Consider the following 22,424-nt stretch of genomic DNA (forward strand, 5'->3'; position numbering starts at 1 on the left):
CCATAGATAGTTTAGTAAGAGAAAATCGTTTTCATTTTTAATATGAAATGATAGGCAAATCCTTTGTTTGATATATTTTTGAATAAAATTTAGAAATATTCGTCGTAAAATAAAAATAGAGCTTACGGCTGAAATAATATTGAACACGCAAAGCTGAATAAAACGGCGAAGATTGGCATAGCCTCTTAATAAAAGGGAGGAGGCGTTAAAGAAAATTTTATATTTCGCCAATCTCTTCATAGATTTTAACTCTATATTCTATAACGTCACTAAATTCACGTTATTGTGATTATTAGTTTAAGGTTGATATTGTTTTTTTTCAAGGGTTAAGTAGTATAATTGATAAATAAAGCTAAAGGTTTATTAATAATTACAGAATCTGTTACATTAATATTTAAGTTCGCAAATATTTCGCAAATATTAAGTCTGAGTAAGGAAAGAATCATGCCCAATCTTCCTCGTACGGTTACGTCTCCTAAGAAATTTATTATCGGTAGTGGAATATTAAAAGAGCTGCATGAATATATTAAAGATTTTGGAACTAATGCATTGTTGCTTTGTGATGAGTTTATCATAGAGCGTGTTAACCAAGAAACGTTGCCTTATCTGCATATGGCAGGATTTAAAGGAAAAACTGAAAAATTCAACCGTGAATGTACTGATGCAGAAATTAAGAGAATTATCAGTATCATTGATGGTGCATCTGCCGATATTATTGTGGGAATTGGTGGTGGAAAAACGCTTGATACAGCCAAAGCTGTTGCTTTTTATAAAAAAATCCCCGTGATTATCTTTCCAACGATTGCCTCTACGGATGCGCCTTGCACAGCATTAACGGTTGTTTACAAAGAAGGTGGGGCATTTGATCGTTATTTATATTTACCACAAAATCCAGATGTTGTGATTGCAGATACTTCTATTATTGCGCAAGCCCCGGCTCGGTTTTTTGCTGCTGGAGTAGGGGATGCATTGGCGACTTATTTCGAGGCCAGAGCTTGCTATGCTGTGGATGGTGTTAATCTTGTGCTAAAAAGACCTTCTCGAACAGGATTGGGATTGGCACATTTATGCTATCAAGTATTGCAAGAAAATGTCGAATGCGCCATGGATGCGGTGCGCGATAAAATCGTGACTCCTGCTTTGGAACAAGTCATAGAGGCCACGATTTATCTAAGCGGCGTCGGTGCGGAATCAGGCGGATTGGCAGCTGCACATGCGGTGAATAATGGAATGTCTATGGTGCCCGATTTACACAAAGCACAACATGGTGAAAAAGTAGCTTTTGGACTGTTAACACAGTTGGTTTTAGAAAATGCCCCCAAACATGAATTTGAAGAAGTTATTCGAATTATGAAAGTGGTCGGGTTACCTTTGACCTTACAAGATATGGGACTAACCAAGTTTGCAGAACAAGAATGGCGTAAAGTAGCCGAAGTTGCTTGTGATAAGCATGATACGATGACGAATATGCCTAAGAAAGTCACGTCAGCAATGCTTTATGATGCTATTATTGCAGCGAATAATTTGGCTGAACGCTATAAATAATTGTTTTATATACGATAATAATGTCACGAAGATCGTTGTTAAAAAAGTTAATGCTTGTAAACCAGAGTAGTTTCAAGTAAATTGATAAAAAATTATCTTCCTTATTGTGGGGGGTGGCCTTAGTCGGCCGCCTTTTTTGTTTTGGATTCATTAGAATTTTCAGATAACCGTCTTGAACACCGTATTGCTGCATTGATCGAACCAACATTGATCGATATGGGATACGAAGTTGTAAGAATTATGATCTTAGGTAAGGTCGCATTGACCTTGCAAATTATGGTCGATCGTGCCGATGGATCTTTGATTAATGTCGAAGATTGCGAACAGATCAGCCATGCTGTAAGCGCTATTTTAGACGTCAGCGATCCTATCGATGGCGCATGGACATTAGAGGTCTCCTCTGCTGGGATTGATCGTCCTTTGGTTCGTCCAAAAGATTGGAATCGTTTTTCTGGGCATTTGGCAAAAGCTGAAACCATGATTCCGATTGAGAGCAGAAGACGCTTTTCTGGTATTGTCCTAGGGGCAGATGATGAGTATGCTCGGATGCGTTTGGATGATGGGTTGGAAGTGGCATTGCCATTTTCAGAAATTCGCAAAGCGAAATTGGTCTTAACAGATGCGTTGATTGATGCTTGTCAGCATATGTTGAGTTCTAGTGGTGGTGTATCTGACAATTCGCAAGATGCTGTCGAAGAAGATACAAAAAAAGACCAGTCAAAACGACCTGGTAAACATAATCGTTATAAAACACATTGAGAGGTTTCAATGGATACGTCTGTTTCTCGTCCTGAGTTGTTATTAGTTGCGGATGCGGTCGCTCGTGAAAAAGCGATTAGTCGAGATGAAGTGCTTGAGGCCATGGAACAGGCCATTCAAAAGGCTGGTCGCGCTAAATATGGTCATGAAAAAGATATTCGTGCTGTGATTGATCGTAAAACAGGAGAGGTTCGCCTTTCCCGTTGGACAGAAGTTGTCGAAGAGGTCGAACACGAAGATTCTCAGATTCCGTATGCAATTGCGATCAAAATTCAACCCAATATTAAAATTGGTGAACATATTATTGATCCGTTGCCTCCGATTGATTTTGGACGAATCGCAGCACAAACGGCGAAGCAAGTCATTGTGCAACGCGTTCGTGAGTTTGAACGTAACCGTCAATACGAAGATTTCAAAGACCGTGTAGGCGAAATTGTTAACGGAACGATTAAACGTACAGAATATGGTAATTTATTGGTTGAAATCGGTAGTTCAGAAGCATTATTACGTCGTGACGAATTGATTCCTCGCGAAAACTTCCGTAACTCTGAACGGGTTCGTGCCTATATTTATGACGTTCGCAAAGAACCTCGTGGGCCACAAATTTTCTTATCTCGTTCTCACCCAGCATTTTTAGCAAAGTTATTTGCTCAAGAAGTTCCTGAAATTTATGATGGGATTATCGAGATTAAAGCGGTTGCCAGAGATCCTGGCTCTCGCGCGAAAATGGCTGTGACCTCAAAAGATACCACGATTGACCCTGTGGGTGCTTGTGTGGGTGTTAGAGGGTCTCGTGTTCAAGCAGTCGTGCAAGAATTACAAGGTGAAAAGATTGATATCGTACCTTGGAGTGGTCAAGCGGCGACTTTTGTGGTCAATGCGCTTGCTCCAGCTGAAGTCACCAAAGTGGTGATGGATGAAGAAGCTGGTCGTGTAGAGGTAGTTGTCCCTGACGATCAACTGAGTTTAGCGATCGGTCGTCGTGGTCAAAATGTGCGTCTTGCAAGTCAATTAACACGCTGGGATATTGATATTCTGACGGAAACAGAAGAATCAGAACGTAGACAAGAAGAGTTCAAAACCAGAACAACGGCTCTTGTGAATGATTTAGATGTTGATGATGTGATTGCAGGCCTACTGGTTACCGAAGGATTCCACAATATTGATGAACTTGCTTTTGCAGCGCCCGAAGAAATTGCCGAGATTGATGGTTTCGATGAAAATGTTGCACAAGAGCTTGTTCAACGTGCGGAAGAATTTCTAGTAAAACAGCAAGATTCCTTGGATAAAAAACGTCAAGAGCTTGGTGTAACGGATGATATTGTTGAACTTGATTGCTTCACACCACAAATGTTGATATTATTAGGTGAGAAAGGCGTTAAAACGCTTGACGATTTGGCTGATCTTGCAAGTGATGAACTGATCGATATCTTGGGGGCAGATTCTTTGGATGAAGAAACCGCAAACGCAATCATTATGAGTGCGCGTGAGCATTGGTTTGAAGATGAAGAAGTCGAAGAGTCTCAGGAAAATGAAGGGTAATTAAGCCAATTTACGTAATATTTGTAGCTGTTTTGATGAAACCTCTTTTAATTCTTGGTAAACTGCGGTAATGATGAAGAAATCTGAAGCACCAAAGGAACAGCGTTGTTGTTTGGTCACAAGAGAGAAAGGTCGTCCAGAAGATTTGATTCGTTTTGTTGTATCCCCTGATGAAATGGTGGTTCCCGATTTAACAGAGCGTCTTCCTGGGCGAGGAATGTGGTTGCAAGCCAATCAAAATGTGCTACAAACAGCAATACAACGTCGTATGTTTTCCAAAGCAGCACAATGCCAAGTAAAAGTCCCAGATAATTTATTATCAATGATCGTTGATGGTTTAAAATTTAGGATAAAAGATGGCTTGGGTCTTGCAAGACGTGCTGGACAGATTACATATGGTTTCGTAAAAGTAAGGGAAAAGATTTCTCAAAATAATGTTGGGTTAATCATACAAGCCACAGATGGTAGTGAAGACGAGAAAAATCGTTTACTTTCTGGGGCAAAAAATTTGCCAGTTGTAGCAATTTTTACGGGTGAAGAATTAGGAAAATTCTTTGGTCGTGATTATGTGGTTCATGCGGCAATTCACACAGGTCCGTTTACGGGTCGTCTTTTGAACGATAGTAAACGTTTGGCAGGGTTTATCAATTAAGGTATTGGGTTCGGCGGGTTAAATCCGGCGAATGGATAAAGAATAGGCAGGTATATGAGCGAAGGCAACGATCAAGAACAAGGGCAAGGCAAAAAACGTCTATCTTTACGTTCGCCAGTAAGACAAGATGCAGGACGTACAGTCGATGCTGGGTCGATAAGACAAAGCTTTAGCCATGGGCGTACAAAAGTCGTGCAAGTAGAAGTTCGCAAGAAACGCGGTGCTTCTGGAAATAGTGAAAAAGCAACGGGGGCTTCAACTGGGGTTGCTCGTAAACCAACTGCAAAGAAAACAGCTGGATCATCGACTGGCAAACGTGCTTTGACAGCTTCAGAGTTGGCAACACGTCAACGCGTGCTAGAAGAACAACGTCTTGATTTGCAGCGCAAAGAAGCGGAACGTAGAGAGCAAGAAAAGATTGCAATTCTATCCGCAGCAGAAGAAGCAAAGCGCCGTGAAGAAGAAAAAGTGCAGCAAGAGGCTGCCGCTGCATTAGCAGCAAAAGAAGCCGAGCAAGCAGCTCGTTTAGAAGCCGAAGCTGCTGCAGAGCAAGCAAAAGCTGATAAAGGTAACACTGAAAAAGAAGTTGTTAAAAAACAATCTTCTGCACCTAAAGCTGCAACTGGTGCCAGAAAGAATGTTGATCAATCTTTACCTGTGCGTAAAACAAAGGTTTCGCATACACCAATTCCTGGTGAAATTACATTGGCACCAACGCCAAAACCTGTTGAACCTTTGGCAAAACGTGCAGTGATGCCAAGTAGACCTGCATCTAAGAGTAATTCTGCGTCTGCTGGTGTGGAAAATGATAAAAATGCTGGTTTTGCTGGGCGGAAAACTGATAAAGACGATAAAGTTATTAAGAAAAGTAATGACTTTGTTCGCACGCGTACTCCATCTCATGACGATTCTGATGGTGATGATGGGGATGGTCGTAAAGGTGGTTCTCGTCGTGGCGGTGCTGGTGGTGCTGGCGCTGGCGCAGGTCGCAAAGTTAGCAGCGGTCGTGGAAAAAGTGGTGATAATCGTCGCTCTGGAAAAATTGATATTCAGGCAGCGATTGAAGGTGAAGACGACAAAGTTCGTTCATTAGCTTCAGTTCGCCGTCAAAGAGAACGTGAACGTCGCCAGGCTGAGCTTGAAAGATTACGTGCAGACCAAGTTAAAGTCGTACGTGATGTGACACTACCTGAAACCATTACTGTGCAAGAGTTAGCCAACCGTATGGCGGCACGTCAAGGCGATGTCATTAAAGCCTTGATGAAAATGGGCGTTATGGCCACGGTTAATCAATCATTAGACGCAGATACTGCTGAATTAGTGATTGAAGAATTCGGCCATCGTGTTCACCGTGTTGCCGATAGTGATGTTGAATTGGGTATTGAAGGTATCGAAGATACAACAGAAAACCTACTTTCTCGTCCACCTGTTGTGACTGTGATGGGGCACGTCGATCATGGTAAAACCTCTTTACTAGATGCGTTACGTACAACAGATACAGCCAGAGGTGAAGCGGGTGGAATTACTCAACATATCGGTGCTTATCAAGTAAAACTGCCTTCTGGTGCTAGAATTACATTCTTGGATACTCCAGGTCACGAAGCTTTCACGGCGATGCGCTCTCGTGGTGCATCTGTGACGGATATTGTGGTATTGGTTGTTGCTGCTGATGATGGGGTAATGCCTCAAACCATCGAAGCGATTAAACATGCTAAGGCTGCTGGGGTTCCGATTATTGTTGCGATTAATAAATGTGATCTTCCAGGTGCTAATCCAGATCGCGTTCGACAAGAATTACTGCAATATGAAATTGTCGTTGAGCAAATGGGTGGTGATACCCAGGATGTTGAAGTTTCCGCTAAAAAACGCATTGGTTTAGATAAGCTTGAAGAAGCAATTATTTTATTGGCTGAATTTCAAGAGTTAAAAGCAAATCCAAATCGTATTGCCGAAGGTGCAGTGATTGAAAGTCGTTTGGACAAAGGACGTGGACCTGTTGCAACGCTATTAGTGCAAAAAGGAACCTTGAACAAAGGGGACGTGATTGTTGCTGGTGCTGAGTGGGGTCGCGTTCGTGCGATGCTAGATGATAAGAGCGTGAATATGAAACATGCTGGTCCATCTGCTCCTGTTGAATTGCTTGGGTTAACCGGTGTGCCTCGTGCGGGCGAGCCTTTCATTGTCGTTGATAGTGAAAGCAAAGCCAGAGAAATCTCTGAGTTCAGACAACGTAAAGTTCGTGAAAAGCAAGCTGCTGTTCGTTTGGCTGCTCGCGGTACTTTGGATCAAATGCTTGAACGTATTCAGGCTGGTGAACAAAAAGAAGTTGCTGTTTTGATTAAGGCAGATGTTCAAGGTTCAGCTGAAGCGATCCAAGCAACTGTTCTGAAGCTTGAGCATGAAGAAATTAAGGTTAATGTAATTTCTGCTACTGTTGGTCAGATTACAGAAAGCGATATTCAGTTAGCAAAAGCATCAAATGCGATTATTGTTGCCTTTAATGTGCGTGCAACTGTTCAGGCCAGAGAATTAGCTCAGCAAGAGGGTGTTGGAATTAATTATTATTCAATTATCTATCAAGTGATTGATGATGTTGAAAAAATGATTAAAGGACGTATTGCTCCTAAACAACGTGAGAAATTCTTGGGTTATGCAGAAATCCGTAAAGTATTTACTATTGGTAAAACGATTAAGATTGCGGGTTGTTATGTCACACAAGGCGTTGTTCGACGTGGATGTGGTGTACGTTTGTTACGCGATAACGTGGTTATTCATGCAGGCAACTTAAGCCAATTAAAACGCTTTAAAGACGATGTTAAAGAAGTCACACATGAATATGAATGCGGACTTTCTTTCGCAGGATTTAACGATCTCCGCGAAGGCGATGTTGTTGAGTGTTACGAAATGGAAACTATTGAAGCGTAATGAATAAGCCTTTATTTACAGGAAAGGGTTCCTTGGGCAATATGCCCAAGGGCCCATCCCAAAGACAATTACGTGTAGCAGAAGAAGTAAGACACGTGCTTGCGGACGTCTTCGCTCGTACAGAATTTCGTGATCCTGAGTTGCGTGATAAACGCTTAACAGTGACCGAAGTCAGAATGACTCCTGATCTTCGCAATGCTATTATTTATGTTGTTCGTTTAGGACAAGATAATGTTGAGGATTTATTGCCTGCTTTAAAAAGAGCAGCACCGTATCTTCGTTCTCAATTAAGTCAAAAATTACGTCTTAAATTCTTGCCTGAATTACGGTTTCATGCCGATACAGGTTTGGACTATGCCGCTAAAATTGATGTATTGCTGCATAGTCCAGAAGTTTTAAGAGATTTAGATAAAGATGATGAATAGATTAACGTAGCTGCTGAATAGTTGTATTAATATTATTTGTCAGCTGCGTTAACGCATTTTGTTCTAATTTCACAATATCATTATCGGTTTGTATTGACCCCTGAACAACGAAGCTCGATCTTTGTTTTTGTACAGGGGCTTTGTCGTTTTGTGGAATGATTGACCATGAGGCCTCAAGGTTCAAAGTTCCAGTTTTATTTGCTTCTGCTTGTAGGTCAAATCGTCTGATATTAATCCTTACTTGATAGGCAGGTGGACTGACCGGTGCCTCGTCTGTAATCCATAAATTAGGATTTTTGTCTGTTAGAAGATTTGTAATTAATCCTGTAGCACCCACAGACAAAATACTGCTTAGTCGACCATTGACACTATGAGTTAACGCTGTGCCATTGCGTGTCGTAATATCAGTTGTATTAAGATAATCAGGGACAGTGACTCGCGCAATATAGATGATAGAGGCATTATTTGTAGGGGTAAATGTTTGCGCTGATTTTGGTGCGGGGTTGCCTTCCGTTAATGTATAATATTGTAGAGAAGGCGCAGCGCATCCCGCAAAGAAAGCGAGAGCACTGAGAGAACAATAGGTAATTATCTTATTCATTGGCGACGACCTGTCAGTAAGATTTTAGGATTGCGTTCGATTTGAGTTGAAAAACCTCGTAGAGATGTAGCCGCATCAGCAAGGTTTTGCAGAATAATTTCGAGGTTATTCCGTGTTGTTGAACGTACAGAAGTCATAGATTTGATATTTTGTAAAACATCAGTTGCTGCGGTAAGAGTTTTATTGGTAGAGGTTAACACCTGATGGATCTCGGCACCTTTACTTTTGATTTGTTGGTCTCCATCAATCAGCAATCTATTTAAATTTGTAAATAAATTATCCAGCTTTTGATCAACATTTGAAATGAGTTTATTACTGCTTTCAGATGTTCTTGTAACATTTTCAAGCAAAGTTGGAACTTGTTCATTTAATGTGTCAGCAAGTTGTCCAACCTTAAGAATAGTCTCATTCAAATCTTTGGACAGTTTTTCTAATTGCAAATTCATTAATTCTGATTTGATTTGTTGAATAGTCGATGGGTGGGATGGAATTTCAATTAATCCATTAATGAACTGAGGATGAAAAGTAGGTTTATCATTCGGATAAAAATCCAAAAATATATTTGAAGATCCTGTTACGAAACTTTCGGTACTAATTTCGGCACGTAACCCGTTTGCGATCATCGTATCCATAAAATCTTTATAATTTTTATAATGTGCATCAAGACGTATTTTTTTTGGGTCGATACTCACGACAACAGGGATATAAGCTTTGTGATCTTTTGGATCAAATTGTAACGTAATAGAATTAACCGTTCCGACTTGAACCCCTCTAAAATTAACTGGCGCGCCAATTGATAAACCGGTTACAGAACCGGGAAATACAACAATTGCCTGTCTTTTAGAGGAAAATAGGTTGAAATTTCCAAAAAGGATAATAGCCGCCAATGCAAGGATGATCCCTCCTAGAACAAATGCTCCAATAGATGTTTGTTTAGTGATTGTCATAATGGATAGTCTTTCTATTTCGGATTTTGAACGGTTTGGCGATGCATGAAGTCATTGACTAATGCGCAAGGTGGATTATCTCGTAACGCTCTGGGAGAGCCATGAGCAATCGGTCTTTTTGTTTCTGCATCAAGGAATATTCCATCGTCTGCAATGGTGAAAAGACTAGGCAATTCATGACTGACAATAATGATTGTCGTTCCCAATCCATCGCGCAGATTTAAAATCAAATCATCCAACCGTTTTGAAGTAATAGGGTCTAGTCCAGCAGAAGGCTCGTCAAAAAACAATATTTCTGGATCCAACGCCAGTGCTCTGGCTAAACCACACCGTTTTTTCATCCCTCCACTAAGCTCGGAAGGATATAAATTAATGGCGTGGCTCATTCCTACAAGACCCAGTTTCATTTCGACCAAGCGTTGTATCATAGACGCAGAGAGATTTGTAAATAGTTGTAATGGCAGAGCGATATTTTCACCGACGGTCATTGAGCTCCATAAAGCAGCACTTTGGAATAGAACCCCAAAATTACGGGCAATTTCAACACGATGATTTTTGTTTGCTTTCCAGTAATTTTCGCCTTTGACTAAAAAATCACCGTTTTGAGGCGGTAACAGACCGATCATGGATTTTAAGAGTGTACTTTTACCACACCCGCTACCACCCATTAATGCGAATATGCTGCCCTTTTTTACGGTGAAATTAATATCTTGTTGAATAATGCGTTCACCATAGCCAACGGTTAAATTTTCAATGGATAATAAGGTATTTTGAGGAGATGTCACATTCATGATTATATACCAATAATGTCGGCCAGAACTGCAAAAACAGCATCCAAAGCAATTACCCCAACAATACCCGCCACAACGGCTTTCGTTGCAGCAACACCAACATCCGCGGCACTGCGTCCAGATTTCATTCCGATGTAACAGCTGCTGACCCCGATGAACATTGCAAAAGCGACGGTTTTCGTTCCTCCAAAGATAAATTGATTAAAAGGAACGGCTCCAAATGTTTGGTATAAAAAGCCAATGACAGAGACTTTTAACATTAAAATAGAAACGATTAACCCGCCGAAAATGCTCATCAAACATGCATATAAATACATGATTGGCATTGTGATGACCAATGATAACATAGAAGGCAAAATCAAATATTCTGTCACGGGAATACCGAATACTTTTAACGCATCGATTTCTTCATTCCCTTGCATGGTTGCAATACGAGCAGCGTAAGCACCACCTGTGCGGCCCGAAATGACAATAGCTGTCATCACGGCGGCCAGTTCTCTGACTGTGGCAATCCCTACAAGGTTTGCTACATATGCATCAGCTGAAAATTTACGCAATTGGACTGCACCCACAAAGGCGAGAATGGAACCCATGAGGAAGTTAACGACGCTGATAATAATCAAAGCAGAAGGACCAGCAGCTCTAATATCTCTAAGCAAATCGTTAAGGCGCATATAAGAGCGCCCCATTAAGAATTTAAAAACACCCTTTAAAGCGAAAATAAAAAGTTGAAACGTTACCCCTAGACTATTTAAAGAGTTAATTGTCCATTCCCCAAGATCGTATAAAGGGCGGAACTGATATTTAGGCGGTAAAGTTGGTTCAGGTTTTTTATCATTGAGAAGACCAACCAACTGTTGTGCAGCAACAGGCAAGTTGTCTTTATCAATAGAAATTCCGTTAATAGTTGCAAGATTTTTAACATCCCACAAAAAAACTACAAATCCACTATCCCATGATCCCAATCGATCTGTGTTGATGTGAACAGATATGTCTGTGGAGCAGTTCTTAAAAATATCCACTGGTAATTGTGGTATATTATTGTTTTTTGCCAGCCAATCCCCATTTAAAATAAGTATTGGTTTATTATTTTCGAACTTTAACGTCCATTCTGGTGGTTGAGGCGGCAAACTTGATTTTTTATTGACCTTCAAGTGATAACCTTATCAATCTATAATCTCGTTATTAAATCTATGTTTATCATAGAATAAACACAATTTTGAATTACGTTCGTTCTGATTGGCCATTACCATATTATAAAATTCTTGCTTTGTATAGAATATATCGTTTTATTTTAACCCTTAGCGTGGTAATGAATTAAAAGTGAAAATGCTCTTGATAATTGAATCAAGAGATTTAGGAGAGTTGTTGTATCTATGCGCAATAGGCGTGGACAAATCGTTGATGGATGGCTTTTGATTGACAAGCCTTTGGAAAAAACATCAGCCTTTATCGTGAATAAAGTAAAATATGCTTTTGATGCGCGCAAAGTTGGGCATAGTGGTACTCTTGATCCTTTGGCAACGGGGCTATTGCCTGTTGCTTTTGGTAAGGCAACAAAAACGATTCCTTATATATTAGACAAGAAAAAAGTCTATCATTTCACATTGACTTTTGGAGAGTCTCGGACAACGGATGATGCCGAAGGTGAAGTGCTTGAGCAGTCTGATGTCAGACCTAGCGATGACGAAATCAATCATGCACTCGAAGCATTTCAAGGTGAGATTCTACAAGTTCCACCGATTTTTTCAGCGATTAAAGTCGATGGTAAACGTTCGTACGATTTGGCGCGTCAAGGTGAAGTGCCAGAGTTAAAAAAACGTCCAGCTCGGATTGATTCTTTTCGAATGATTGAGCGTCTGGATCGAGATCGTGCGAAATTCGAAGTTATTTCTGGAAAAGGCGTTTATATGCGTTCTTTAGCCAGGGATTTAGCGGTTGCATGCAAATCTGTCGGATATATTTCCGAGTTGCGCCGTTTAAAAGTTGGTCCTTTTGATGTAACAGATGCATTTTTACTGGACAAAATTGTCGGAAACGACAACAAAGGAGAGGCTTCTTTGGATCTGATTCTGCCTGTCGAGACTGCGCTGGACGACATCCCGGCTCTAGCCTTAACATCAGATGAAGCCACAGAGCTCAGCTTTGGTCGTGTTCTTGAACGAGATCAAGTTGCAGATCGTGTTTCACAATATTTGGATATTCCTGACGGAGTTGTCCGTGTTGTGGATGGGAAGCGTTTTGTTGGATTATGCCGTTTGGATTCTGAATGGTTGCGTCCAATTCGTATATTTTAATTTTTTAGAAAAAGGATAACACGATGTCGATTACAGCAGTGCGTCGTACAGAGTTAATGAAAGAATATCAAACCAAAGAGAACGATACAGGTTCTCCAGAGGTTCAAGTCGCTTTATTAACAGAAAGAATTGTTAACTTAACTGAACATATGAAAGAACATGCAAAAGACTTTCATTCACGTCGCGGTTTGTTAAAATTAGTTGGACAACGCCGTCGTTTATTAAGCTATTTGCGTAATAAGGACCAAGGCCGTTATGAAAACCTAATTAAACGTCTAGGCTTACGTCGTTAGTAATTATTAGAGGTTGGCTTTCGAAATGAAACCAACCTCTATTTTTAAAAATTGTAAAAATCAAAGATAGATAAAAAGGAAAAAGTTTAAGATCCCGTTTACAGCGTTTCAGGCCACATGGTGCGATTAACGATAATAGTAAAACAAAGTTCCATGCCGTCCGAGACGCTGTCATTTGCAGTTTTATGGTGTAAGAGTGATTTGAATTTTTTCCTATGGCTTATCTTAAAAATAGGACATAATTAATGTTTAAATATTATCGTAAAGAAATTGAATGGGGCGGTCGTCCTCTTATTCTCGAAACAGGGAAAATTGCTCGCCAAGCTGATGGTGCAGTTGTTATCACTTATGGTGGAACGGTTGTTTTATGTACCGCCGTCGGGGATAAAAAAGTAAAACCAGGTCAAGATTTCTTTCCATTGACCGTGCATTACCAAGAAAAAGCGTTTGCTGTAGGTAAAATTCCTGGTGGGTTCTTTAAACGCGAAGGTCGTGCGTCAGAAGCAGAAACATTAAACTCACGTTTAATTGATCGTCCAATCCGTCCATTGTTCCCAGAAAATTTTACGAATGAAGTGCAAGTTATTGCAACTGTTCTAAGCCATGATCTGGAGAACGATCCAGCTATTGTTGCATTAATTGGGTGTTCAGCAGCATTAACATTGTCTGGCATCCCGTTTCTTGGTCCAATCGCGGGATGTCGCGTAGGTTATAAGGATGGAGAATATATTTTGAATCCAACGCTATCAGAAGTTAAAGATAGTGAGTTGGATCTAGTTGTTGCTGGAACAACCGAGGGCGTTTTGATGGTCGAATCAGAAGCCAAAGAATTAACCGAAGAGGTGATGTTGGGTGCGGTTAATTTCGGTCACCAAGCAGGACAGGTTGTTATTGATGCAATTATTGCCTTGGCAGAACACGCAGCGCGCCAACCTTGGGATTTAATTGAGCCTTCAGCTGAAGAGAAAAAATTAAAAACTCGTATTGATAAAGTGGGTCGCAAATTATTAGCCGAAGCTTATAAAGAAAAAGAAAAGCAAAAACGTTATGCTGCTCTTGGTGAAGCACGTGCTAAAATTCTAGAAAAAATTACTGAAGAAGAGTTAGATGCAGAAAAAGCACCTTCTTTGATTGATTCTCTTGAAGCTGATATTGTTCGTACGTCTGTTTTAAAAACTGGTACCCGTATTGACGGTCGTGATTTGACAACCGTTCGTCCAATTATTGGTGAAGTTGGTATTTTGCCAGCCACACATGGTTCAGCATTGTTTACCCGTGGTGAAACACAGGCATTAGTGGTTACAACACTTGGAACTGCACAAGACGAACAAATTGTTGATGCATTAGAGGGCGAACATCGTTCTAACTTTATGTTGCATTATAATTTCCCTCCATATTCTGTTGGAGAGTGTGGTCGCTTGGGTGCGCCTGGTCGTCGTGAGATTGGTCATGGTAAGTTAGCATGGCGTGCGATTCATCCTTTGTTACCAAGCAAAGAACAATTCCCATATACGATGCGCGTTGTTTCTGAAATCACAGAAAGTAACGGTTCATCTTCTATGGCGACGGTTTGTGGTACTTCATTGTCTTTGATGGATGCTGGTGTTCCTATGGAACGCCCTGTTGCAGGGATTGCAATGGGCTTAATTAAAGAAGATAAAGGCGTTGCGGTTTTAACCGATATCCTTGGCGATGAAGATCATCTTGGGGATATGGATTTCAAAGTTGCAGGAACAGAGCAAGGAATCACAGCCCTTCAAATGGATATTAAAATTACTTCTATCACGCCTGAAATTATGAAACAGGCTTTGGCTCAAGCCAAAGATGGTCGTATGCATATCCTTGGTGAAATGGCGAAAGCATTAACAGAAAGCCGTTCTGAAATTTCAGAAAATGCACCTCATGTAATTATTATGAATATTCCAAAAGAAAAAATCAGAGATTTGATTGGTGCTGGTGGAAAAACGATCCGTGAAATCGTTGAATATGCTGGGTGTAAAATTGATATTGATGATGATGGCACCGTAAAAATTGCGGTTACTTCAAGTGAGCAAGAACAAAAAGCCAGAGAACGTATCGAAGCGATTGTTGTTGAGCCAGAAGTAGGTCGCATTTATTCTGGTAAAGTGGTAAAAGTCGCTGATTTTGGTGCATTCGTAAACTTTATGGGTGCTCGTGATGGTTTGGTTCATATTTCAGAACTTGCTGAAGGACGTGTTGCACGCACAGGTGATGTTGTGAAAGTTGATGATATTGTCAAAGTCAAAGTCGTTGGTTTTGACGATCGTGGTAAAATCAAATTATCTATGCGTGAAGTAGATCAGGAAACGGGGGCTGATATCAGTGAAACGCTTCCTCCACGTGCACCTTCTCCAAGTCGCAGCAGAACTGATCGCCCACAAAGAAGATCATAAAATCTAGTTATTTCGGTGGAAGAAGGAGAAAAGTTTTTTCTTTTTTCACTGGAAAAAAATAATAATATGAGTAAAAGACTTTATTTAAGTGTTTGTTTTCGATAATTGTATGTTGAGCTGGAGTAGTAATGAAGGCAGTTAATCCAATCCTTATGGGCGGTAAAGAAATTTTGCCACTGATTGAAGGGGGCAAAGGGGTTGCAGTATCTACAGGGGTTTCTGCTGGATATTGGTCTGCTGCTGGTGGTGTTGGTACTATTTCAGTTGTAAATGCAGATAGCTATGATGATAAGGGGAATATAATCCCTCAAATTTATCACGCTAAAACGCGCCGTGAACGCCATGAAGAACTGATTAAATACGCAATTTCTGGCGGGATTAATCAAGCAAGAATTGCGCGAGAAATTGCTGGCCCTAATGCGCCTATCCATGCAAACGTCATGTGGGAGATGGGTGGATGTGAAACGGTTATTTCCGCAGTATTGGAGCAAGCTAAAGGAACAATAACCGGCGTAACTTGTGGTGCAGGAATGCCGTTTAGATTGTCTGAACTTGCCTCTAAAAATGGTGTATACTATTATCCAATTATTTCTTCTGGACGTGCGTTTAATGCGTTGTGGCGTCGTGCCTACAAAAAACATCCTGAATGGTTAGGTGGTGTTGTTTACGAAGATCCTTGGCGTGCGGGTGGTCATAATGGATTGTCCAATAGTGAAAACCCATTAGAGCCACAAGATCCGTTCCCTCGGGTGTTAGAGCTTCGCAAGGTAATGCGCCAATATGGGTTGGATAACATCCCGATTATCATGGCAGGCAGTGTTTGGTGGTTATCTGAGTGGGAGGATTGGCTCGATAATTCTGATTTAGGACCGATTGCATTTCAATTTGGAACTCGTCCTTTATTGACCAAGGAAAGCCCGATTCCACAAGCTTGGAAAGATCGGTTGAGAACGCTGAAGGAAGGAGATATCTATCTTAATCAGTTTTCACCTACTGGTTTTTATTCTTCTGCGGTAAAAAACAGCTTTTTGCTAGATTTAAAAGCACGTTCAGAGCGTCAGGTCACGTTTGCAAAAGAACCTGAGGGCGACATGACCGTGCCATATGAATATGGTGCAAGAGGGCGCGTTATTTACGTCACTTCTCAAGATCGCGAACAAATTGCTGGGTGGGAGCAACAAGGGTTTACTCAAATGATGTTAACCCCTGATAATACTTATGTATTTGTCACACCTGAACAGGCAAAATCGATCTTAAAAGATCAAGCGGATTGTATGGGTTGTTTATCTATGTGCCGTTTTTCCAATTGGTCACAACATGGTCCAGAATACACAACGGGGAACCGTCCTGATCCTCGATCATTTTGTATTCAAAGAACATTGCAAGATATCGCACATGCTTCTGGTGAACATGCCCAAGAGGTTGTTGACCATAATTTGATGTTTAGTGGTACTCAAGGATGGCGTTTTAATGCTGATCCATTTTATGCCAATGGGTTTACCCCAACGGTCAAAGAGTTGGTTGATCGTATTTTAACGGGATATTAATTTTTTCAAAAAACCCTCTAATAAGTTAGAGGGTTTTTTTATTGTTTGATAGCATGAATATCTATTAATTACTAAAGTAGAATGAAATTTATTACGGATAGCCCTTTTATATTACAGTCAATATTTAAGTGGAATGGATCATTTAATAGTAAAAGCCGAATTTTAGTAAATGGGCGATGCACGAGATATAAAGTTGACGGAAAAATTTTATACAAATGCGTTCAAATTCATTCTGATTATGTGTTATTTGTAACTGATGAAGAACTATCGATATATGTGGCGAACATTTATCTATTAGATATGAATGGAAGAGTAATAGATAAAGCTAAGATCTATGCTGCATATTTAGAAGACGATTTAAGTGCTTTCTTTAATTTGATCGAGGACGATACATATTCTGGTGAACTAACCGACTTTAGGTGTTTATGCCGAATATAATGACTTTTGAATTTCTTAAGAATATCTGGAAATTAGAGGTCTTGTACAAACCTTGTTGCTATTGATATTCAGAAATAGGTGATCGGTCTTGTGGTCGGTTATTGGGCCAACCCGCAGAATTGAGAACATATTTAAAATTTGCTATTATTCATAGACAATCTATCAACTTAGGTTTTTACAATCAGCAGCTATAATCTTGTCTATAAACTAGATAGTTAGCTTATAGACAAGATAAACAAAGATTACTTTCTTAACGCACGATTACCGATATCATTGCGCCAAATGCCGTCTTTCCATACGATTTTATGAACAGCTTGATAGGCGATTTCTTGTGCTTTTTCTAAATCATCATGCAATACGGATACGCAAAGCACGCGTCCACCAGATGCACAAAGCTCTTGATTTTGGTTCATCGCTGTGCCTGCGTGGAAAACTTTGACATTAGGCAAGTCTTCCGCAGCTTCGACATTTGAAATCACACCACCCGTTGTTGGGGTGCCAGGATAACCTTTGGCTGCCATGATAATACAAATACCAGCTTGATCCGAGAATTTGATTTCTGATTGGGATAACTTCCCCTGGCTCAGGTTAAACAAAATTTCTAATAAATCAGATTGTAAGCGTGGTAAGAGAACTTCAGCTTCAGGATCTCCAAAACGTGTATTATACTCAATTAATGCAGGACCTTTCGAGGTTAACATCAACCCAGCAAAAATTACACCACGGAATGGTGTTCCTCTGTTACTCATTTCTATGAGCATCGGACGAACGGTCAAATCCAAAGCATGCTCTTGAGCTGCTTTGTCAAAGAAAGGAGGTGGGGAAACCGCACCCATTCCTCCTGTATTTGGTCCAGTATCGCCGTCACCTATACGTTTATGATCTTGTGCAGCACCAATAAGAACAGCGTTCTCTCCGTCACAAAAAGCAAATAAAGAAACTTCTTCACCCGTTAGAAATTCTTCAATAACGACTTTATGTCCAGCCTGTCCAAAAGCCGAGCCTGCTAACATATCTTTGATGGTTTGTTCTGCTTCTGTGAAGTCAGCAGCAATAATCACGCCTTTCCCCGCAGCCAATCCATCTGCTTTAATCACAATCGGAAAAGATTGTGTTTTCAGATACTCAATTGCGGGAGCGATTTCAGTAAATTCTTGCCATTGAGCGGTTGGAATATTCGCAGCATCACAAACGATTTTGGTAAAGCTTTTGCTGCCTTCCAGTTGCGCGGCTTCTTGTGTTGGACCAGCACATGGAATATCCACAGCATTACAAGCATCGGTCAATCCTTTAACCAAAGGAAGTTCAGGACCAGGGATTACAAGGTCAATATGATTTTCTTGTGCAAATTTTACAAGATCGGTGATATTATCAACTTTGATGTCAATATTTTTACCATATTGAGCAGTGCCTGGGTTTCCTGGTGCGATAAATAGCTCGGTAAGTTTCGGGGAACGGGCAAGTGCCATAGCAATGGCGTGTTCTCTTCCTCCTGAACCGACCAGTAAAACTCGCATTGTGATTTCCTTCCTTATTTCTATGTCTTTTACTTGCGTAAGGTTTATCATATTTTATGTCTATGAATGACCAACTTTCTGATTTGATGACGGATAATATACCAGAATTTACCGTAGGGGATATCTCTACAGCGATTAAACGGATTTTAGAAGGGAATTTTTCACGTGTAAAAGTGCGTGGGGAAATTACTGAGTTAAAGAAATATCCGTCTGGTCATATTTATTTTTCCTTGAAAGATGAACAAGGGAAACTAACAGCGATTATTTGGCGTTTTATGGCTGCAAAATTAAAGATGCAGCTGGAAAATGGGATTGAGATCGTTGCCACAGGTAAAATCTCTTCTTATGGAGAGCGTTCATCCTATCAGTTGATTGTCGATCATGTTGATTATGCGGGTGAGGGCGCAATGCTTGCCCGAATCGAGAAACTGCGCAAAAAGCTAGAGGAAGAAGGACTTTTCGCACAGGAAAGAAAACGTCCCATCCCTTTATTGCCTCAAACGATTGGGGTGATTACTTCACCGAAGGGGGCAGTGTTACATGATATTAAAACAACAATTGCTCGCCGTTTCCCAAGAGACATCCTGATTTGGCCTGTTGCAGTGCAAGGGGATGGGGCTGTAGAGCAAATTGTTCGAGCGATTGAGGGGTTTAATCAATTCTCCGATGATACGAAACTGCCTCGCCCTGATATTTTGATTGTAGCGAGAGGCGGTGGGTCATTAGAAGATTTAATGGCTTTTAACGATGAGCGTGTGGTTAGAGCTGCAGCCAATTCGCAAATCCCGTTAATTTCGGCTGTTGGGCATGAAACAGATACAACCCTGATTGATTTTGCGTCGGATCGCAGAGCGCCAACACCAACGGCTGCGGCTGAAATGGCAGTGCCATCCAAGGCGGATATGATCGCAGGACTAATGCAATACACGACACGGCTCAGCAAAGCATTAATTCACACCAATCAAGCCTATCGATTACGATTAGATCGCGCCATTTCTAAATTACCAGATATTCCAAGTTTGCTTGCACAAAGTCGTATGAGACTCGATGATCGTTCTTATCGGTTGGATTTGTCTTTGCCTTCTTTGGTCATGAAAAGACGACATCAGCTGGCAGCAATTAAACCTGTCGATCAATATGTGTTTGGATTATTAAGTCGACTGAAATCCACAGTAAACGTGCACAAAGTGCAAATGACTTCTTCTTGGCGTCATTATGGGCAACAGCAAAAGGCAGCATTGCCACCATTGCCGTCATCATTATTAAAATCAACCTATAGAGAAAAGAAAATACAATTAGAATCATTGGCTTCTCGTTTAGAATCATTGTCTCCTAAAGCTGTGTTGTCACGTGGTTATGTGTTTGTTAAGGATAAACAGGGTCACACGGTGACTCAAGCCAAAGGACTGCGTGCTGGTGCAGAATTAAATCTGACTTTTTATGATGGTGAACGTATGGTTCGAGTGGTAAAAGAACAAGATCAACGACAAGAAACTTTGGATTTGTAAAGAGAATAGATGGTTAAAGATCAACAAAATAACGACAATTATTGGGAAATACTGACGCTTGAGCAAATGGATGAAGCTCAATGGGAGGCTCTATGTGATCGTTGTGGTCGGTGCTGTCTAAACAAATTACGTGATGAAGATACCAACGAAATTGCCTATACCAATGTTGCTTGTCGATTATTAGATGCTCAGACGGGGCAATGTTCGGATTATTGTCGCAGGTTAAAACGTGTTCCTGATTGTATTCAATTAACCAAAGAAATGGTGGCGGAAATTGATTGGTTACCACCCACTTGTGCTTATCGTTTAGTATCAGAAGGAAAAAACCTACCAGAATGGCACTATTTACGCTCTGGCAGTTTTGATACTGTTTATCAAGCAGGGATTTCCGTCAAGGGACGGGTTATCAGCGAGCGTGATGCAGGAGATTTAGAGGATTATATTGTGGATTGGCCTGCCGAGGAATCGTAAAATTTATAAATGATTGTCGTTGGTAATGATTTAAATATTGAAAAATTTAAGTTTTTTAATTTTTACAAAAAAAAATAAGAATTTTGTTATTATTTATTTGACGTTTTCAATCTTCATGCTATTAATATGTCACAAACATCAAGAGGCGAGCTTGGCGGAATGGTAGACGCTCAAGACTTAAAATCTTGTGTCCAATTGGACGTGTGGGTTCAAGTCCCACAGTTCGCACCATTGATGTTTGTTTTAAAATATTTCCCCTTTAAAAATTAAAAATACAGTAAACGATCAGGTCGTTTTTATTTGCTGTTTTTCTGCTTATATTTCATTATAAAAATAATATAGATACGAATTGGGGTTGTTGATGGCGCAAGAAAATATGATTCTTGAAACTTTCCTTGAACATTATAAGTGGGCATATGATGGTTACCACAACCTTGCGAAATTAGTATCAGATCAATGTGAAAAAATGCTTCAGGAGCGCGGTATCAGAGCGATTGTTACGTTTCGTGCCAAGAAAGCCAAAAGTTTAAAAGAGAAAATTTATCAAAGACACAAAACAAAAAAGTATCAAAGTGAACAAGATATTCGTGAGGATATCGTTGATCTTGCAGGTGTTCGGATTGCGTTATATTTTCCAAAAGATCGCGAGTTGATAGATAATTTATTGAAAGATGTTTTTATTGTTATTGAGGAAAGATTATTTCCTAAATCTGAGACTGATAATATACAGGATAAAACAAGAAATATATTTAATGGTTATCATGCCAACCATTACAGAATTATGCTTAATCCAGAAACATTAGAAGATAAGAATAAACACTTTCTTAATCATATTGTAGAAATACAAGTTGCATCAATCTTAATGCATGCTTGGTCAGAAGTGAATCATGACTTAGCCTATAAGCCATCAAGTGGAGCGCTTTCTGACCAAGAATTATCGATATTAGATGGGTTAAATGGGTTGGTTTTAACGGGCGAGGTTTTGTTGAGGCAGTTGCAGTCAGCTTTTCAAAATCGTGTTACTCATCAAGAGCACCCTTTTACTAATCAATATGAATTGGCAACTTTTCTTCAGGGGTGGTTGGGAAATTTATATAACCTTGATGAGAGTGTCGAGCCTTCAATGGAGGGTGTTGACTTTTTATTTATGTTTTTAAATATAATTTCATTGAATACTCCAGAAAAACTCAATGCGTTATTATATAAAAAACTAGATTGGGATATTTTTAGATTTCCTATTTCTGATCAAATATTAGATCTTATATTTGAAAGAAATATCGAAGAGTTTGAAATATATTATGAATATACGATGTATAGAGATGTCGATAATAAAGAAGAAGCTAAAGATGAGTTAAGGAAAATATTAATAAAGAAACTTTTATTACAACGTTATATACGTTGTTTAGCACATTATCGTAATGTTCAAGGTGACGATTTAGCTGATAAAGCTGAGATGTTAGTAGGGTTAGGATATCCACCTTTTCTTTCATTTATTGTGGGTTGGATCATCACAGCGGATGAATATATTCATAGTTATTTTATTCATGGTTTATCTGATTTAATTGATGGCGTAGCAACAGAACTTGATATCTTAGAAAAATTAGATGATGCAGACTCTAAAAAGGCAATGGAATGGGCGCGTTCTGGTCAATTAGAGCTGCCAAAAAAATTATAGCTTGGTCTTACTTAATATAAAAATAAATATATCACTAACTATTAGATCATTTCAATTTAATGTAATTTATGAAGAAT

Annotated in this window: 18 protein-coding genes and 1 tRNA gene; 14 read left to right on the forward strand and 5 right to left on the reverse strand. The window is 39.9% G+C overall.

Translation table 11 applies throughout. The features are described from left to right. Window positions 1-444 precede the first annotated feature (444 nt). From PQG54_RS06200 to rbfA, 6 genes are all read left to right on the forward strand, one after another. A complete protein-coding gene (locus PQG54_RS06200) occupies window positions 445-1,545 on the forward strand; it encodes a glycerol dehydrogenase (protein WP_271789642.1) in 1,101 nt (366 codons plus the stop codon). A gap of 141 nt (window positions 1,546-1,686) precedes the next feature. Further along, window positions 1,687-2,304, forward strand: coding sequence for a ribosome maturation factor RimP (gene rimP / locus PQG54_RS06205; RefSeq protein ID WP_370866899.1), 618 nt, complete (start codon window positions 1,687-1,689; stop codon window positions 2,302-2,304). 9 nt (window positions 2,305-2,313) lie between these two features. After that, window positions 2,314-3,846: a transcription termination factor NusA gene (gene nusA, locus PQG54_RS06210; RefSeq protein ID WP_271789641.1), complete on the forward strand. Its 1,533-nt coding sequence runs from the start codon at window positions 2,314-2,316 to the stop codon at window positions 3,844-3,846. A gap of 70 nt (window positions 3,847-3,916) precedes the next feature. Then, window positions 3,917-4,498: an RNA-binding protein gene (locus tag PQG54_RS06215; RefSeq protein WP_271789640.1), complete on the forward strand. Its 582-nt coding sequence runs from the start codon at window positions 3,917-3,919 to the stop codon at window positions 4,496-4,498. Between the two features lie 54 nt (window positions 4,499-4,552). Further along, the gene (infB, locus tag PQG54_RS06220) at window positions 4,553-7,423 is read left to right on the forward strand and encodes a translation initiation factor IF-2 (RefSeq protein ID WP_271789639.1); all 2,871 of its coding nucleotides are present in this window, start codon (window positions 4,553-4,555) and stop codon (window positions 7,421-7,423) included. Further along, entirely contained in the window at window positions 7,423-7,848 is a 426-nt protein-coding gene (gene rbfA, locus PQG54_RS06225) for a 30S ribosome-binding factor RbfA (protein WP_271789638.1), read from the forward strand. Before infB ends, rbfA begins: the two co-directional genes overlap by 1 nt. 1 nt (window position 7,849) lies before the next feature. Here the strand turns inward: rbfA and PQG54_RS06230 are convergent, their stop codons facing one another. Genes PQG54_RS06230 through PQG54_RS06245 form a run of 4 tightly spaced genes read right to left on the reverse strand, consistent with a single transcriptional unit; the run spans window position 7,850 to window position 11,341 of the window. After that, window positions 7,850-8,449 carry a PqiC family protein gene (locus PQG54_RS06230; RefSeq protein ID WP_271789637.1) on the reverse strand — a complete coding sequence of 200 codons (600 nt, stop codon included), beginning with the start codon at window positions 8,447-8,449 and terminating at the stop codon, window positions 7,850-7,852. Continuing rightward, complete coding sequence (locus PQG54_RS06235) at window positions 8,446-9,396, reverse strand: MlaD family protein (protein WP_271789636.1); 951 nt, start codon at window positions 9,394-9,396, stop codon at window positions 8,446-8,448. Before PQG54_RS06235 ends, PQG54_RS06230 begins: the two co-directional genes overlap by 4 nt. 14 nt (window positions 9,397-9,410) lie before the next feature. After that, window positions 9,411-10,187 carry an ABC transporter ATP-binding protein gene (locus tag PQG54_RS06240; protein ID WP_271789635.1) on the reverse strand — a complete coding sequence of 259 codons (777 nt, stop codon included), beginning with the start codon at window positions 10,185-10,187 and terminating at the stop codon, window positions 9,411-9,413. A 2-nt stretch (window positions 10,188-10,189) separates the two neighbouring features. Continuing rightward, on the reverse strand, window positions 10,190-11,341 hold the full coding sequence (locus PQG54_RS06245; RefSeq protein WP_271789634.1) for an MlaE family ABC transporter permease: 1,152 nt from the start codon (window positions 11,339-11,341) through the stop codon (window positions 10,190-10,192). A gap of 222 nt (window positions 11,342-11,563) precedes the next feature. Between PQG54_RS06245 and truB the strand changes: the two genes are divergently transcribed. The 4 genes from truB to PQG54_RS06265 all read left to right on the forward strand — a co-directional run bounded on the left by truB (window position 11,564) and on the right by PQG54_RS06265 (window position 16,738). Beyond that, window positions 11,564-12,484, forward strand: a complete 921-nt coding sequence (gene truB, locus PQG54_RS06250; RefSeq protein ID WP_271789633.1) for a tRNA pseudouridine(55) synthase TruB — start codon at window positions 11,564-11,566, stop codon at window positions 12,482-12,484. 23 nt (window positions 12,485-12,507) lie between these two features. After that, complete coding sequence (gene rpsO, locus PQG54_RS06255) at window positions 12,508-12,777, forward strand: 30S ribosomal protein S15 (protein ID WP_034339510.1); 270 nt, start codon at window positions 12,508-12,510, stop codon at window positions 12,775-12,777. 245 nt (window positions 12,778-13,022) lie between these two features. After that, window positions 13,023-15,191: a polyribonucleotide nucleotidyltransferase gene (gene pnp, locus PQG54_RS06260; protein WP_271789632.1), complete on the forward strand. Its 2,169-nt coding sequence runs from the start codon at window positions 13,023-13,025 to the stop codon at window positions 15,189-15,191. A 128-nt stretch (window positions 15,192-15,319) separates the two neighbouring features. Further along, window positions 15,320-16,738: an NAD(P)H-dependent flavin oxidoreductase gene (locus PQG54_RS06265; protein WP_271789631.1), complete on the forward strand. Its 1,419-nt coding sequence runs from the start codon at window positions 15,320-15,322 to the stop codon at window positions 16,736-16,738. Window positions 16,739-17,418: 680 nt separating this feature from the next. Here PQG54_RS06265 and purD read toward each other — a convergent pair. Further along, window positions 17,419-18,693, reverse strand: a complete 1,275-nt coding sequence (gene purD, locus PQG54_RS06270; RefSeq protein ID WP_271789630.1) for a phosphoribosylamine--glycine ligase — start codon at window positions 18,691-18,693, stop codon at window positions 17,419-17,421. A gap of 56 nt (window positions 18,694-18,749) precedes the next feature. Between purD and xseA the strand changes: the two genes are divergently transcribed. The 4 genes from xseA (at window position 18,750) to PQG54_RS06290 (ending at window position 22,347) form a co-directional block, all read left to right on the forward strand. Then, window positions 18,750-20,201 (forward strand): exodeoxyribonuclease VII large subunit, encoded by a 1,452-nt coding sequence (xseA, locus tag PQG54_RS06275; RefSeq protein WP_271789629.1) that lies wholly within the window; start codon window positions 18,750-18,752, stop codon window positions 20,199-20,201. Window positions 20,202-20,210: 9 nt separating this feature from the next. Further along, window positions 20,211-20,672, forward strand: a complete 462-nt coding sequence (locus PQG54_RS06280; protein ID WP_271789628.1) for a YcgN family cysteine cluster protein — start codon at window positions 20,211-20,213, stop codon at window positions 20,670-20,672. 145 nt (window positions 20,673-20,817) lie between these two features. Then, window positions 20,818-20,903 (forward strand) — tRNA-Leu (locus PQG54_RS06285). A gap of 130 nt (window positions 20,904-21,033) precedes the next feature. After that, window positions 21,034-22,347: a RelA/SpoT domain-containing protein gene (locus tag PQG54_RS06290; RefSeq protein ID WP_271789627.1), complete on the forward strand. Its 1,314-nt coding sequence runs from the start codon at window positions 21,034-21,036 to the stop codon at window positions 22,345-22,347. The last annotated feature ends 77 nt before the right edge of the window (window positions 22,348-22,424 follow it).

This window comes from Commensalibacter communis (assembly GCF_947179015.1).
In the GTDB taxonomy this organism is placed as follows: Bacteria; Pseudomonadota; Alphaproteobacteria; order Acetobacterales; family Acetobacteraceae; genus Commensalibacter; species Commensalibacter communis.